Source organism: Morganella psychrotolerans (assembly GCF_001676055.1).
GTDB classification, from domain to species: domain Bacteria; phylum Pseudomonadota; class Gammaproteobacteria; order Enterobacterales; family Enterobacteriaceae; genus Morganella; species Morganella psychrotolerans_B.
In genome coordinates, this window is the sequence record NZ_LZEX01000001.1 from 119081 (window position 1) to 133979 (window position 14899).

Consider the following 14899-nt stretch of genomic DNA (forward strand, 5'->3'; position numbering starts at 1 on the left):
CCGGTGTATATTATCCCGATCACTCAACTTCCGGGTCGTAGCTATTTCCATCCTCATCTTCTGCAACAAGAACACCATAACCATCCCACCGGACATCAACATCAACGTCGTCACCCTCTGTATTCGTAATAACACCGGTTCCGTACCGGCCACGAATATCAATATTTCCTTCAATAGTGTCCCCGTTATCATCAGTTCCGGAAACATCGTAGTTATAACCGTAGGGTGAACCATCATACCGGTAGTTATACAGATATTCATCTGCAAAAACCTCTCCGGAAATCAGTATTAATGCGGTACAAAAAATAATAATTTTCATATAACTCAGTTTATTATTCAGATTAAAAATCAATTTGTTGCATATAAGCTTAATGAATTGAGCAAATCAACATCAATATATACACCGCCCGGCAAATTACTTACCTCTCTATAACGGCTGATGGCATCACGTGTTTGAGGTCCCATAACACCATCGATGGTTCCTGTGAAAAAGTGGCGTTCAAATAAGGCATACTGCACCCGCATAATCAATCGTTTACGCTGCTCACCAGTATTTGCCGTCTGATTAAGGTTCTGCGAAATATCGCGGTTCCTGTTTGTACTTTGTGATGTTTCTGTCCGGGCCGGAGCCGAATAAACCGGGGATGAATCAACCGGTGCGGCACGATAATATCCTCCGCCGGAAGATGAACGGTGCGAACTGTGACTGCTGTGGCTACGGTGCGAACTATGACTGCGGTGACCGGCAATATAAAATGGTGTTTCTGTATTCAGCGGTGAAAATATCAGATCGTCAGGCAGGAGTGAGGTGATATTTTCCGGTGCAACCGCCGGGCCGGCTGTCGCCTGGCTATTCAGCATAAGAAAACCGGGCAACAACGCAGCAAGATTCCATTTTTTCATAATATAGCCCTCGGTAACTGGTGATATCGTCCGTAAGAGGAACTGAAATAACCGCCGCATGCATTTATTTTCCGGCAATTTGTACATTCCGGCGGATAATAATTTTTCCAGTCTGAAATAGATTGGATACTGTACGGCCATAGCGCTTCAGGAAGATGGCATAACGGATAATTAAACAACACTATCTGTAATTGACATCTTTCCGCAGTCCGGATGGCGGCTGAAAGGTATTGTTGGTAATTTTTAGGTTCCTCATACAATTGTAGCCAGTTTTTACGCGCCCATCCTTCAGCTTCCGGGTTCATCACTGAAATCTGACTAATATTAGAAAAAACCCGTCCGGCCATTTCTGTCACCGCAGGAAGATCCTGATAATTGGATTTTACCGGAATAAACCTCAGTTCAATCGGTATACCGCTGTTACCTGCGTTGATAATTCCGCTGACCGTCTCCCTGAAGGCACCTGTACTGCCGACAAGATAATCGTGCCGGGCTGCGCAAGCCGAATATAAAGGAATACCAAATGAAACAGATAAGCCTTTTAACACATCAACTATTTCAGCAGTAAATGCCAGTTCATTAAACGCCCTGCCATTCGTCAGAATATGCAACGGCGTTGCGGGACTGTTCGCTTGAATAAATTGCAAAAATTCAACAAACTGCCTGCCATACAGTAAGGGTTCTCCGCCACTTATGCCCATAAGTTTATCGGATTTAAATGCAGCAATCGCCCGGGCGGCAACATCAAGCAGCCAGTCATCATTCATATTTTTAGGCGGCTGAGAACAGAAAAGGCACAAATTATTACAACGCTCTGTCACCAGTAGCGTGTTATGGTTTGCTTTGCCTGAGAGTATCACTCTTAATTTCTGGTGTGTTACTGAGGCGATATCACCATTATCAATCGCCGCATAGAGTTCCGGGTCAGTAATACAACTAACAGCACCCGTCATATCACAAATATCATTTTTATCTTGTATTACAATGATATTGTCAAAATAAAATTCAGGGGCTGCCAGTTTATGTTTATAGAGTTGATAATATCCGGGTAATACCGTTTCATTCAGATCAAACGTATCCAGCCTCTGTACCTCAGACATATGACCATCCTTTCAGAATTTCTATTTCTGCATCATCTGAATTTTGATTCATTTTTTGAATAAGCAGACTGAACAGACCTTTATGATAAGCACAAAAACGTGACATGCTTTTATTTCCGACCGGTTCGCCAAACCGGCTGATATTCTGGCACGGATCTACACCACAAAATGGTTGATATGCACAGGTATTACATGCCGTCTGAGTAATATTAAAAGAGTTTGACAGTATATGTTGATATATCGGATTAGCTGAAAACGATAAATTATTAATATCCCCCACAGAGAAATCAATCTCAGGATGTACCTTTTGCAGCATTCTGGACTCATCGCTGCCATACAGTTTTCCGTCATAATTAAACAGCAGGCTGTTAAAAATCACACCACCGGGAGATTTTAAATCCGCATAACCGCAAAACATTGGATTATTCAATCTTTTTATATGTATAGCCGCTGAATGCTCAACAAAACATATTCCGTTTTTATTGTAGTCAATAATTAAGTCAAGCAGCTCCCGGTAAAAATGCATGTATTCATCTATTGAGTATTCATCTTTTTTCTTGGCAAAACCATACGGACTTATTGGTCTGATAAAAATATCAGTAATTCCGAGCTCGTTATGTACATCAAGCAGTGCGCCGGGCTGTGACAACAGTGCTTTTGTTACCGTCGTAATCGTTGATACACGATCGCGCCCGATACTATCCTGCAATCTTTTTATATTGTCAGTTGCCAGTTTAAATGAGTTGCCATCAGGCAATAGCCTGTTTTTATTATGAATAAATTCATTTCCATCCAATGATACTGAATAATAAACCGGTTTATTCTCTGACCAGGTAATCATGTGGTCATTCAGTAGTGATAAACTTGTTGCAATAATTAGCTCAAAACTGCCTTCACCTAACTGCAGGACAGCTTCCTGATAGATATACTCAATCAAATCAAAGCGAATAAGAGGTTCTCCACCCTGTATTTCAATTTTAAATGGCTTTGATGAGAGTTTTTTTATTACTGAAATAATCTGCGGGACAGCACTTTCCGGCAGGTCATTATCCGCAGAATTAAGCGATGCTCTGCTGACCTGGCAATATTTACAGGTATGGTCACAGCGCAAGGTCGGTACAATCATAAAAATAGGGCCGAATTTCATTTCTGCCGATAATTTTTTTCCTAATGCTGAAGCATGCATTTTTTCAGCTGTAAAAACATCGTCACTGATAAAAAATTTACTTTCCAGCTCAGCATTGACAAGTGCATCCTGTGTTTTTCCATCACTGACTAAATCATTCAGGTCGTTGTCGTTTATAACCATAGAAAAACCGGCAGGATTACTGATAAATATATACTTATCATCAATCCTGTTGAAATTAAATGGCAATAATGTCATTTCGACAGCCTCGCATCCAGACTCAGTAACACTTTATTTATTATTGATTCACGTATATTTTTGGTCTTAGCATCAATTTGCTCCCTTAAAATATAATCGTTAAGTAATTGTTGGAAATGAAATAAAGTCTCATCATCTATCAGAGTGACTTCAAATGTCATCGCCTCTTCGGATAAAGACCATTTTGTTTCTGCTGACAGCCAATATAATGCCTGCCTGATAACATTCTCAGAATATCGGTTTTTATTGAGTGATATGACTGCCATTTCAGATCGCCTTTAAATAAAAACGAATATAACTTATCTGAATTTCTCATTCAATCCTGAATAAATACATCGGTATATATACCTGGCTAAAGCAATCCACCCGAATTTTATCAATCTGGCTGGATTCAACCAACACACGGTCACCGGTTTTGACGATATTATGCCTCAGACGCGATCTGTTGTTCTGCAGTCAGTTCTGTTTTAATGAGATGGTTCATGCTCATCAGGCGTTATAAAATCAAGTATCTTCATTGCTCACAGGTATACATCAAATAGTTAATATTTGATGTATTTATTGTTCATATGGATTAATGTTATTTTTAATATTTGTTTACACTTCATTAAGTATGTTTCCGATATAACATGGCTATTCTTTTTTATCATTAACTGTATGAAATAAAATGCAAATAATATACCCTGGTAACTATTCAAATCCTGATCTTCCGGATGACATGTTTGAGGCGGAGTATTATTTCGCTCAAAAGAAAAAAATTCCCTGCCTGTTACTTCATCCGGAAAGCACGGTAACGGGAAAATATCAATTCTCCGGTACATTCAATCCTGATATCCCTGTTATCTGGCGAGGGTGGATGCTGAATACTAAAGAGTATCAGCAATTACACCGGGCGATTGCATTGCTCGGCAGTACCATGCTGAGTTCCGCTGATGATTACATCAGAAATCATCATATCACCGGCTGGTATGAGTGCTGCCGGGAGTTTACACCGGAAACCGTTATCACATCAGTTGATGCAGACTTTGAGGAAGTGACCCGAAATCTCCGATGGCCGGCATACTTTGTTAAAGATTATGTAAAGTCACTGACAACAAACCGGGGATCCATCGCCAAAAATGCAGATGAGATACGTGAAATAATTAAACTCATTGCACATTATCGCGGAGAAATTGAAGGTGGCATCTGTCTGCGTCATATTGAATATTTTATTGAAAACACTGAGCGCCGGTATTTTGTCCTTAATAAAATAATATATTCAGCGGATGATAACATCCCGCCCATTGTGTATGACATTGCCGATAAAATAAACACACCTTTTTTCTCTGTTGATATCACAGAAAATACAGCAGGTGAACTACGTTTGATTGAAATTGGTGACGGTCAGGTTTCAGATATTAAAGAGTGGGATATTGCGAGATTTATTTTAATGCTGAATAATCAGTAAAAATAATATGTTAGTATTCAGGTTATTGACTAAATTATCTCTGTCAAAAGAGAGTCTACCGCGGTTAACAGGATGTTTAATGAGCAGAAATGGCAGCCGGTATACAAAAGAAAACCGACGAAAACAACTGATTCTCAAAAGAAAAAAATCACATCCTGTACGGGTATTTCTCCGGAGCCGTGATTTTTTAGCTAAATCGATACTCAGCATCATTATATTCGGTATGATTATTTACTCACATAGTAAAGAAACAAGTAACCTGACGCTCATTATTTACATAGCTATATCTATGCTTTTATTTCCATTTGCAAAAAAAGCGAGCGATGATTTAATACGCCATCATTTCTCAGAGAAGACATTTAAAATTATTAATGAGAGCAGGATAACCAGCCATGGTTCTTTTTACTTGGTAATCATCATGATAATTACCATTCCTCTTGCCACAGGCTATTTTATATATTACGCAATAGATTATTATAATAAATTTAAAGATGATAATTAAAAAACCAGCATAGCCAAAGTCCCGCGCTAACATAACGCAGGACTTCGGAAATAACGTTTTTTGACTGATTACAACCCACCCTCGGGCTTATTCAGGATATGATCTTCCCAGTTCTGAACCACACTTTCCGGCACTGCAATATGGCGCACGGTAATACCGTTTTGGTGCATCAGGGATTTTGATCCGCTGATTAACGGATGCCAGGGTAATAATGAATTCCCTTCCGAAATTCGGCGGTAGGCGCAGGTTAACGGCAGCCAGGCGTCAAATGTCAGCAGATTTTCCCGTGTCAGTTTTATACAATCAGGCTCATAACGGAACCGGTCTTCATAATGGCGGCACTTGCAACTTTTAATATCCAGCTGGTTGCAGGCAACATCAGTGAAATAAATTTCATCGGTGTCTGCGTCCATCAATTTCTGCAAACAACACTGTCCGCAGCCATCACACAATGATTCCCACTCTTCATCACTCATTTCATCGAGGGTTTTCACCGTCCAGAATGGTTGAGACATTTTATATTTCCTTCTTATAACTTTTATTTTTTATCTTTTACCGTGACAACCATCAGATTACCCGGGTTGTCAGCATATAATCATTAACTGCTATTTTCAGCATATCGCCGGAGACCAGCGGCCCGACACCTTCAGGAGTTCCCGTCAGAATAATATCACCGGGGCGCAGGGTGAAATAACGGGACATATAGCTTATCAGCGGGACAATCGGCGTCAGCATATCGCGGGTATTGCCCTGCTGACGTAATTCACCATTGACGGTCAGGCTGAGCGTGACATTTTGCGGGTCAGGAAATTCATTAACCGGAATAAAACCGGATACCGGCGCTGAACCATCAAAGGCTTTGCTCTTTTCCCACGGCTGTCCGGCTGCTTTCAGTTTACTCTGAACATCCCGCAGGGTTAAATCAAGCGCGATACCAAACCCGGCGATGGCACGGGCGCAGCGATCTTCATTTGCCTGTTTCAGCGGTGCGCCAATCAGCACTGCCAGCTCAGTCTCATGATGTACCTCACCAAACTCTTTCGGGATGGCGACGGGCTGGCGTAAATCACACAGTGCCGTTTCCGGTTTAATAAAAAGAAGAGGTTCAGCGGCTGTCTGAGATTTCATCTCTGCGACATGTTTCGCATAATTAAGCCCCACACAGACCACTTTACCTGCCGGGAAGTCGAGGAGAGCGCCCTGCCAGTCACGATGCTGATACATAGTTTTACCCCTTAATTTATTATATTACCGGATACGTGCACCGATATTATCAGCCATCAGCGATACACTGAGCGCAAAGAAATACGAGCGGTTCCAGTGCATGATAGTGATAAAGTTCTGTGTAACCAGATACACCCGTCCCTGATTATCGTCCGGCACAACCAGCCACAACGGAATATTATCAGGAAGATTTGCCTGTGCCGGAAGGCTAACTCCCAGCGCTTGCCACTGTGCCAATGTTTTACTCTGTGCAGCCTTTGTGCCTTCAATTGAGCGGTCAAACTCTGCCGGTAATGTAATTTCATAACCCCACGGCAGCCCTTTTACCCAGCCCTCTGTGGCGAGGTAATTCGCTGTGGAGGCAAAAACATCGGCTTTATTTTTCCAGATATCAACAATGCCGTCGCCGTCACCATCAACGGCATAAGTCAGGTAGCTGGTCGGCATAAACTGGTTCTGCCCCATTGCACCCGCCCAGGAGCCTTTCAGTTGCTGGTCAGCCGGAATATGCCCGTCATCAATAATCTGCAATGCCGCGATAAACTGTTTTACAAACATCTCTTCGCGGCGGCCTTCATAGGCCAGTGTCGCCAGCGCAGAAATCACATCTTCTTTGCCCTGATAACGACCAAAACCACTTTCCAGACCCCACAACGCCACAATGTATTCCTGCGGCACACCATAACGCTGGCTGATACGGTCGAGGATTTCAGTATTCGCATCATATTGTTTCACTGCGGTACTGACAGCACCACTGGTGACACGACGGTTCAGATAATCATCGAGTGTGACTTTCTTTTCCGGCTGGTTTTTATCGGATGTTATAACACGTTCGATAAAATGAAAATTCTCAAAAGCACGGGTTAGTGTCGCTTCTTTAATGCCTTCCTGACGCGCCATCTCTTTTAATTGTTCCGCATAAGCCGGAAATTGCTCTGCAGTTCTGGAATCCGCCGGGAAATCACGCTGCAAATCGCTGACAGTCAGGCGTGGCACAGCCTGTTTTACAGCCGGTGCTGAAGCAACCAATCCTTTGGACGGCAATACCGGCGGCTGAGATGCGCTGCATGCAGTAAGAGATACAGCAATAATAACGGAAGACAATAATGTCAGGCGCATAACGATATCCTTTCTTTCTGTTTGGCAGACATAATTATTCAGATTTATCCTGAATATTCAGTAAATCCCGGTATTCCGTTAATAAATTTTCCGCCGGTGGCGGGAATTGCAGATAATAACCCGATTCGGTTAATGCCTGTTTTACTTTTTCAATATCCGCATTTGCCAGTTTGTCGCGATTTGCCAGGTTAATCAGCATGCTGAATGCCGGTGTGCCAAAGCTTTTCATTAACTCTTCAGGCACGCGTGAGAAATCATCTCTTTTTTCAATATAGAGATAGGTATGATCGCGGTTAGGACTTCTGTAAATTGCACACAACATTGGAATTATCCCGTATAAATCAAATCGTGACTTGCCAGAAAATGGCAGTAACTATAACATGCTATTGTTTTTGATAATATCGTCACCCGGCATTGTGTCACAGCCGTGTCATTTGTGTATGGCTGAATACCGGGCCGTTTAATTACATTGAGTCGGACAGATGTCATCATCGCCAATTGAGTTAAAAGGCAGTAACTTTACGCTTTCGGTTCTTCATTTAAATAATGAGGATCCTCAGATTATTGAACAGGCAGTCCGCGAGAAAGTCGGGCAGGCGCCCGCTTTTTTCCAAAATGCGCCTGTTGTCCTGAATGTCAGTCAGATTTCATCCGGTGTAAACCTGAAAATCATCTGCCGGGCAGTGGCTGAGGCCGGTCTGTCTGTTGTCGGGATCAGCGGCTGTCAGAATGAAAAAATGCGCAAAGCGGCTATCCGCAGCGGATTTCCGCTTCTCAGTGAAGGGAAAAGCGCCAGACCTGTTACGGCTGAGCCGGATGTGTCAGAGCAGGCCACCGCAACGGTATCTTCACCGGATACGCAAAAAACCAAACTGATTACCGTCCCTGTCCGTTCCGGGCAACGAATTTATGCACCTAACAGTGACCTGATTGTGACCGCCAATGTCAGCGCAGGCGCTGAGCTTATCGCAGACGGCAATATACATATTTATGGCCTGATGCGCGGACGTGTGCTGGCTGGCGCTGCCGGTGATACAGAGTGTCTTGTTTTCTGTTCTCACCTGCATGCGGAACTGATTTCTATTGCCGGACAATATTGGCTGAGCGATCAAATCCCGGCGGAATTTACCGGGAAAGCCGTCAAATTAAGTCTGGTTAATAATGAACTCACTATCAACAATCTAATATAGACCTTTAACAAGGAATAATTCCATGGCACGCATTTTAGTTGTTACTTCAGGTAAAGGTGGCGTAGGCAAAACCACTTCCAGCGCGGCCATAGCGACCGGCCTTGCCCAGAAAGGAAATAAAACCGTTGTTATCGATTTTGATATCGGTTTACGTAACCTTGATTTAATCATGGGCTGCGAGCGTCGTGTTGTATATGACTTCGTGAACGTGATTCAGGGCGATGCCACACTGAATCAGGCACTGATTAAAGATAAACGGACAGATAATTTATTTATTCTGCCCGCGTCACAAACCCGTGACAAAGATGCGCTGACCCGCGAAGGGGTCGAGAAAGTACTGAACGAATTAGGTGAGATGGACTTTGATTTTATTATCTGCGACTCACCGGCAGGGATTGAAAGCGGCGCACTGATGGCGCTGTATTTCGCTGATGAAGCCATTATTACCACCAATCCTGAAGTTTCATCTGTCCGCGACTCTGACCGTATTCTCGGGATTTTATCCTCTAAATCCCGTCGTGCGGAAAAAGGTCAGGATCCTATCAAAGAACATCTGCTTCTGACCCGCTACAACCCGGGTCGTGTCAGCCGTGGTGATATGCTGAGTATGGAAGATGTCCTGGAAATCCTGTGTATTCCGCTTATCGGGGTTATTCCGGAAGATCAGTCTGTTCTGCGTGCATCCAACCAGGGTGAGCCGGTTATTCTGGATCAGGAATCAGATGCGGGGAAAGCTTATGACGATGCGGTTGCCCGGATTTTAGGTGAAGATCGTCCATTCCGATTTATTGAGGAAGAGAAGAAAAGTTTCTTAAAACGCTTATTCGGGGGGTAAACCATGGCGCTGTTAGACTTCTTCCTGTCGAGAAAAAAACCGACAGCAAATATTGCAAAAGAACGATTGCAAATCATTGTTGCAGAGCGTCGCCGCGGTGAATCTGAACCGAATTACCTTCCGGAACTGAAACGTGATTTACTGGCTGTTATCTGTAAATATGTTCAGGTGGATCCTGAAATGTTATCAGTGCAATTTGAGCAGAAAGGTGATGATATTTCAGTTCTTGAACTGAATGTCACACTGCCCGAAGGTGACGAAACAGCGAAAAAAGAGTAGCACTGCCGTCATTACAACGGCGTGATACTAACTGACTGCACAGCGGGGTAACTCACTGTGCTTTTTCTGTTTTATGCATCCGGCGTACGGGCTGTTCCTGACTGAATTTCATCAACTGTTTCTGCCAGCAAATCTTCAAGCAGCGGTTTACGCCAGCCACTGAGCAGCTCCGGCTCGCCCTGCTGTGCTTTACAATCCCATACCTTATTCAGGTATTGATTTATCTGACGGCGTGATGCCAATAGTTCTGGGCTAAATTGTTCCGTTTCACTCAGCGCCGTTACCCGGGCTTTGATCGCCTTAAATGTTTTGCGGTATAACGGATGATCGGACACATTTTCCACCGCCGGAGGACATTCACTGTCACTCAGATTACGGCACTCATCAACAATAGCCAGCACGCGTTTACCGTGACAGCGGATCTCCTGCCCGGTCAAATCTAATCCGTCCAGCTCACCCAGCGATGTCGGCATATAACGCGCCACTTTCCACAGATGCTCTTCCCTGACAACAAAATTAACCGCCATATCCCGCTCGCGCGCCTGCTCAAGACGCCACTGCGCCAGTTTCTGTAAACAGGCCAACTGTTGTGAACGCAATAAGCCTGCCCCGCTGAACTCTTTATAGACCTCAGCCGGATCTGCCTGTTTAATTCGTCGTTGCACCATCAGGGCACACTCTTCCTGTGCCGCCTGCGTACAGCCCGCTTCCTGCACTTTTTCTGTCAGTATTTCTGCCAATGGCAGCAAATAGTACACATCTGCGGCTGCGTATTCACACTGTCTTGCTGTCAACGGCCGCGCCAGCCAGTCTGTGCGGGACTCACTTTTATCCAGAGTTGTACCCAGATAGGTTTCCACCAGTGAGGCAAACCCACAGGACAGCGGATGTCCGACAAACGCCGCCAGAACCTGGGTATCCACCATCGGGTGCGGTACACAGTTCAGACTGTTGAGGAAAACTTCAATATCTTCGCTGCCGGCATGCAGATATTTCACCATATCCGGTGCGGTCAGCAATTGTTGCAATGGCGCCCAGTCAGTAATACCCAGCGGATCGACAAGTGCAAGGTGTTCCCCGTCGTAAAGCTGAACCAGACCGAGATGCGGATAGTATGTCCGGATACGGATAAATTCGGTATCCAGTGCAAGAAATGGCTTGCCTGCAACCTGTTCACAAAATGCAGCAAGCTGTGTATCGCTGGTAATCAACTGATGATTCAAAACAACTTCTCTTAGTCTTAAACGACGTGATTAATAAATAATTATACTCGTCATACTTCAGGATGCCCGGGTGTTGACTACGCTCAGCCCGCCGGGTCACATAGTTTACCTATGCTCCCCGCCGGACTGAGCTTGTCGCCTACATGCATACTGAATTATTTAGAGTATAGAAACAGAATAACTCAAAAAATTATACTAATTCAATAAACAGCAATAACGCCGGTAACTACCGACGTTATTATTTTGCAACCGGACGGGGTGTCATGCAACCGGCTGAGTCTGTGTTTTTTGTTTTTCTTCGTTACGTAATTCACGGCGTAAAATTTTGCCGACATTGGATTTCGGTAATTCATCACGAAATTCAATGATTTTCGGCACTTTATAACCGGTCAGATAACGACGGCAATGTGAACGCAGCTCATCCTCTGTCAGTGAGGGATCTTTGCGCACAATAAATACTTTAACCGTTTCACCCGAACTTTCGCTTTCAACACCAATGGCGGCACATTCCAGTACGCCCGGATGCAACACAACCGCCTCTTCAACTTCATTCGGGTAAACGTTAAACCCCGATACCAGGATCATATCTTTCTTGCGATCAACAATATGCAGAAAGCCGTTTTCATCAAACTGTGCAATATCCCCGGTTGCCACCCAGCCATCTTTTAACACTTCTGCCGTGGCATCCGGCCGGTTCCAGTACCCTCTCATAACCTGCGGACCACTTACCCACATTTCACCCGGCTGGCCTTCCGGCATATCATTACCGTCATCATCAACCAGACGAATATCTGTGGACGGCACAGGAAAACCAATGCTGCCGCTGTAACTTTTCAGATTATGCGGATTACCGGCAACCAGCGGCGAGCACTCAGTCAGCCCGTAACCTTCCAGCAGGTGTTTACCGGTCAGCGCTTCCCAGCGCTCAGCCACTGCTTTTTGTACCGGCATTCCCCCGCCGACGGAGAGATTCAGTGTGGAAAAATCCAGTTTACGAAACTCAGGATCATTAACCCAGACATTAAATAATGTATTTACCCCGGTTATCGCGGTGAACGGGTATTTGCCCAGTTCTTTTATGGTGCCGCTGACATCACGCGGGTTCGTAATTAACAGGTTGCGTCCGCCTATTTCAAGAAATAACAGGCAGTTTACTGTCAGGGCAAAAACATGATACAGCGGCAGCGCCGTCACAATCAGCTCTTTTCCGACACTCAGCTCAGGAATGTAAGCGGCGCGCGCCTGCTCCAGATTCGCCAGCATATTACGGTGTGTCAGCATCGCGCCTTTGGCAACCCCGGTTGTTCCGCCGGTGTATTGTAAAAAAGCAAGGTCCTCCCGGTGAATGTCCGGTTTGACATACTGCATGCGGTAGCCCTGATAGATAGCGCGGCGAAAAGAGATGGCATCCGGCAGGTTATATTTCGGCACCAGCCGCTTGATGTATTTGACAACAAAGTCCACCAGCGTCGCTTTGGGACGCGAGAGCTGATCTCCCATGCGGGTCAGGATAACGTGGCGGATTTGTGTGTTAAATACAATTTTCTCAAGCGTTTGTGCAAAATTGGAGACAATGACGATTGCAGCACAGCCGCTGTCATTTAACTGATGTTCTAACTCTCTTGGTGTATAGAGCGGGTTCACATTGACAACAACCATTCCTGCCCGCAAAACCCCGAACATCGCGATAGGGTATTGCAGTAAGTTTGGCATCATCAGAGCGACCCTGTCTCCTTTTTTCAGCCCCAGTCCGTTTTGCAGATAGGCAGCAAAAGCACGACTGCGCTCTTCCAGTTTCCGGAACGTCATCACCTCGCCCATATTAATGAACGCAGGCTGATCCGCAAAGCGGGATACCGCATTTTCCAGCATCTCTGCCATTGAGGCATAGGTGTCAGGATTGATATCCGCCGGGACGTCTTCCGGATAGTGTTTAAGCCAGACTCTTTCCAAGATTTTACTCCTAATGATTGCTGCTTATCTCAGCCCCTGCCGGTATTAACAAAGTATTTACATAACCGGCGATTTCAGACAATTAATCTGTTTCAGGTTGAGAGACACATCACTAATTTATTTTACAAATACAGATAATAATTGAGGCGGCAAATGCCGCCTCTTAATTTATTCATATTAAACAGACAATAATGATAACGTCTGCTTATAAAAACGTATGTGATTGTACACCCAAATCCGCATTTATGCTGAATTTTAAGGTGTTGCCATCCGTAAATTACTCCTGATTATGGTACCAGGTAATCCTGTACCACAGCAGGTCCCGGCGGATAATACCAGCCGCCGCCATAGTAGCCGCCACCGTAATATCCGTCATGCCAGCGCCATGGATCCGGTCCGTAAACCGGCGGCGGCATCATCACCTGTTGTGATTTATGCCAGCGCTGATAACCGGTAACATCAATCACCGGGAACGTGTATTCCACTTCCCCGATTTTTCCCTGTTTTGTTCCGTTCAATGTCCCTATAACCGTAACATACTGGTCACGGAAATTGCTGGGCTCATGGAAGCCGTTTATCCGGGCATACATCCTGCCGACCGACGCCGATCCCAGGAACGGCGCACCGGAGCTGTTAAGCGGCATAACGGCTATCTCTAACTGTGTGGTATCCGGCTGGTTCAGTACATTCAGTACCCGTCCGCCGAAACGTGCTTCCATGCCTTTATATGCCTGCGGGGCTTTTTGCGCCGCAGAAAAATCCGTAACCAGGGACGGACCGGTGCCTTTGATAGCATCCGGTACCGTAGCGCAGCCTGTCAGCGCCAGTGTGGTAATCACAACACAATATTTCAGGCTACTCTTCAGGCGACTATGTAAGCGATTCATCATAACAGTGACCTCTTGTGACAGACCCGATATCTCTATTGTGGCTTATGTCCGGCGATTCAACAATTGATGCCGTCTATATTTTTGCACTATTCCCTGCCCGGTAATTTCTTCCAGGTCACTTCATTGCGCAGATAAACCGGCTCTGCGGCTTCTGCCGGAACCGTTTCACCCTGCTGCAGCGCAATGACCGCCAGCGGCAACATATCTTGCGCATGAGGCAGTGTAATGTCCGTCATCTGTGTTTGTGTGCTGATGGCGCCCTGCATATCCGGATACGCAGCCCAGCCTGTACCGGCGAGACCCCATTCACCGGAAAGCCCGGCACAGCGGGTAATGAAATCGGCTGGTTTCAGCACAGCTTCCGCTGATTGTGCATGAAATACACCCTGCTCATCACGCGTATAGGCGGCGCAGTAGATTTCATCCATTCGGGCATCAATAGCAATCAGCGCACGGGTAAGCCCGGTGGTGCGGAAAACCCCTTCAGCCATGGTTTTCAGCGACGAAATGCCTATCATCGGCAGCTCTGCGCCAAGCGCCAGCCCCTGAGCTGTTCCGACACCAATACGCACGCCGGTAAAACTTCCCGGCCCCTGACCAAACGCCAGTGCATCAAGATCCTGTAACCTGATATTCTGCTGCGCCAGCACGGCCTGCACCATCGGCAGAATGCGCTGTGTGTGCTCACGGGGAGTCTCAGCAAAATCAGCAGTGATTTCGCCGTTATTATAAAGCGCAACAGAACAGGCTTCGGTTGCAGTATCTAACGCTAAAATTCGGGTGGACATGCCATAACTCCGGCAAAAAAAAAGTAAGGTTTATGGTAGCAAAAAAAATCATCATGACGTTG

The 14899-nt window shown here is 45.3% G+C and carries 18 protein-coding genes; 5 read left to right on the forward strand and 13 right to left on the reverse strand.

Going from position 1 to position 14899, the window contains the following annotated elements; all coding sequences use genetic code 11:
• Window positions 1–19: 19 nt before the first annotated feature.
• From AYY17_RS00540 to hxsD, 5 genes are read right to left on the reverse strand one after another with little or no spacing between them, the layout of a single operon-like run.
• Window positions 20–319 carry a hypothetical protein gene (locus AYY17_RS00540; RefSeq protein WP_067421264.1) on the reverse strand — a complete coding sequence of 100 codons (300 nt, stop codon included), beginning with the start codon at window positions 317–319 and terminating at the stop codon, window positions 20–22.
• Window positions 320–348: 29 nt separating this feature from the next.
• Window positions 349–903 (reverse strand): His-Xaa-Ser repeat protein HxsA, encoded by a 555-nt coding sequence (gene hxsA, locus AYY17_RS00545; protein WP_067420450.1) that lies wholly within the window; start codon window positions 901–903, stop codon window positions 349–351.
• Window positions 900–2003: a His-Xaa-Ser system radical SAM maturase HxsC gene (hxsC, locus tag AYY17_RS00550; protein WP_067420451.1), complete on the reverse strand. Its 1104-nt coding sequence runs from the start codon at window positions 2001–2003 to the stop codon at window positions 900–902. The genes hxsA and hxsC overlap by 4 nt, the downstream gene beginning before the upstream one ends.
• Window positions 1996–3387 (reverse strand): His-Xaa-Ser system radical SAM maturase HxsB, encoded by a 1392-nt coding sequence (gene hxsB / locus AYY17_RS00555; protein WP_067420453.1) that lies wholly within the window; start codon window positions 3385–3387, stop codon window positions 1996–1998. The genes hxsC and hxsB overlap by 8 nt, the downstream gene beginning before the upstream one ends.
• Window positions 3384–3653, reverse strand: coding sequence for a His-Xaa-Ser system protein HxsD (gene hxsD / locus AYY17_RS00560; protein WP_067420455.1), 270 nt, complete (start codon window positions 3651–3653; stop codon window positions 3384–3386). Before hxsD ends, hxsB begins: the two co-directional genes overlap by 4 nt.
• A gap of 452 nt (window positions 3654–4105) precedes the next feature.
• On the opposite strand from hxsD, the gene AYY17_RS00565 reads away from it, so the two are divergent.
• Both AYY17_RS00565 and AYY17_RS00570 read left to right on the forward strand, forming a co-directional pair.
• Window positions 4106–4834 (forward strand): ATP-grasp domain-containing protein, encoded by a 729-nt coding sequence (locus AYY17_RS00565; RefSeq protein ID WP_235845223.1) that lies wholly within the window; start codon window positions 4106–4108, stop codon window positions 4832–4834.
• A gap of 79 nt (window positions 4835–4913) precedes the next feature.
• Window positions 4914–5336 (forward strand): hypothetical protein, encoded by a 423-nt coding sequence (locus tag AYY17_RS00570; RefSeq protein WP_235845224.1) that lies wholly within the window; start codon window positions 4914–4916, stop codon window positions 5334–5336.
• 68 nt (window positions 5337–5404) lie between these two features.
• On the opposite strand, the gene AYY17_RS00575 is transcribed toward AYY17_RS00570, so the two are convergent.
• The 4 genes from AYY17_RS00575 to AYY17_RS00590 are packed head-to-tail and all read right to left on the reverse strand — an operon-like array spanning window position 5405 to window position 8001.
• Window positions 5405–5851 (reverse strand): YcgN family cysteine cluster protein, encoded by a 447-nt coding sequence (locus tag AYY17_RS00575; protein ID WP_067399847.1) that lies wholly within the window; start codon window positions 5849–5851, stop codon window positions 5405–5407.
• 52 nt (window positions 5852–5903) lie between these two features.
• Entirely contained in the window at window positions 5904–6560 is a 657-nt protein-coding gene (locus AYY17_RS00580; protein ID WP_067420459.1) for a fumarylacetoacetate hydrolase family protein, read from the reverse strand.
• 24 nt (window positions 6561–6584) lie between these two features.
• A complete protein-coding gene (locus tag AYY17_RS00585; RefSeq protein WP_067420461.1) occupies window positions 6585–7679 on the reverse strand; it encodes a lytic murein transglycosylase in 1095 nt (364 codons plus the stop codon).
• Window positions 7680–7713: 34 nt separating this feature from the next.
• Window positions 7714–8001 (reverse strand): YcgL domain-containing protein, encoded by a 288-nt coding sequence (locus AYY17_RS00590; RefSeq protein WP_067399855.1) that lies wholly within the window; start codon window positions 7999–8001, stop codon window positions 7714–7716.
• 160 nt (window positions 8002–8161) lie between these two features.
• On the opposite strand from AYY17_RS00590, the gene minC reads away from it, so the two are divergent.
• The 3 genes from minC to minE are packed head-to-tail and all read left to right on the forward strand — an operon-like array spanning window position 8162 to window position 9983.
• Window positions 8162–8869: a septum site-determining protein MinC gene (gene minC, locus AYY17_RS00595; protein WP_067420463.1), complete on the forward strand. Its 708-nt coding sequence runs from the start codon at window positions 8162–8164 to the stop codon at window positions 8867–8869.
• A 22-nt stretch (window positions 8870–8891) separates the two neighbouring features.
• Entirely contained in the window at window positions 8892–9704 is an 813-nt protein-coding gene (gene minD, locus AYY17_RS00600; protein ID WP_067399861.1) for a septum site-determining protein MinD, read from the forward strand.
• A 3-nt stretch (window positions 9705–9707) separates the two neighbouring features.
• Window positions 9708–9983: a cell division topological specificity factor MinE gene (minE, locus tag AYY17_RS00605; RefSeq protein WP_067399864.1), complete on the forward strand. Its 276-nt coding sequence runs from the start codon at window positions 9708–9710 to the stop codon at window positions 9981–9983.
• 71 nt (window positions 9984–10054) lie between these two features.
• On the opposite strand, the gene rnd is transcribed toward minE, so the two are convergent.
• The 4 genes from rnd to tsaB all read right to left on the reverse strand — a co-directional run bounded on the left by rnd (window position 10055) and on the right by tsaB (window position 14837).
• Window positions 10055–11206 (reverse strand): ribonuclease D, encoded by a 1152-nt coding sequence (gene rnd, locus AYY17_RS00610; protein ID WP_067420465.1) that lies wholly within the window; start codon window positions 11204–11206, stop codon window positions 10055–10057.
• A gap of 261 nt (window positions 11207–11467) precedes the next feature.
• On the reverse strand, window positions 11468–13159 hold the full coding sequence (gene fadD, locus AYY17_RS00615; RefSeq protein ID WP_067420467.1) for a long-chain-fatty-acid--CoA ligase FadD: 1692 nt from the start codon (window positions 13157–13159) through the stop codon (window positions 11468–11470).
• Window positions 13160–13446: 287 nt separating this feature from the next.
• Window positions 13447–14046, reverse strand: a complete 600-nt coding sequence (locus tag AYY17_RS00620; protein ID WP_235845259.1) for a Slp family lipoprotein — start codon at window positions 14044–14046, stop codon at window positions 13447–13449.
• A gap of 89 nt (window positions 14047–14135) precedes the next feature.
• A complete protein-coding gene (gene tsaB / locus AYY17_RS00625; protein ID WP_067420471.1) occupies window positions 14136–14837 on the reverse strand; it encodes a tRNA (adenosine(37)-N6)-threonylcarbamoyltransferase complex dimerization subunit type 1 TsaB in 702 nt (233 codons plus the stop codon).
• Window positions 14838–14899: the final 62 nt, after the last annotated feature.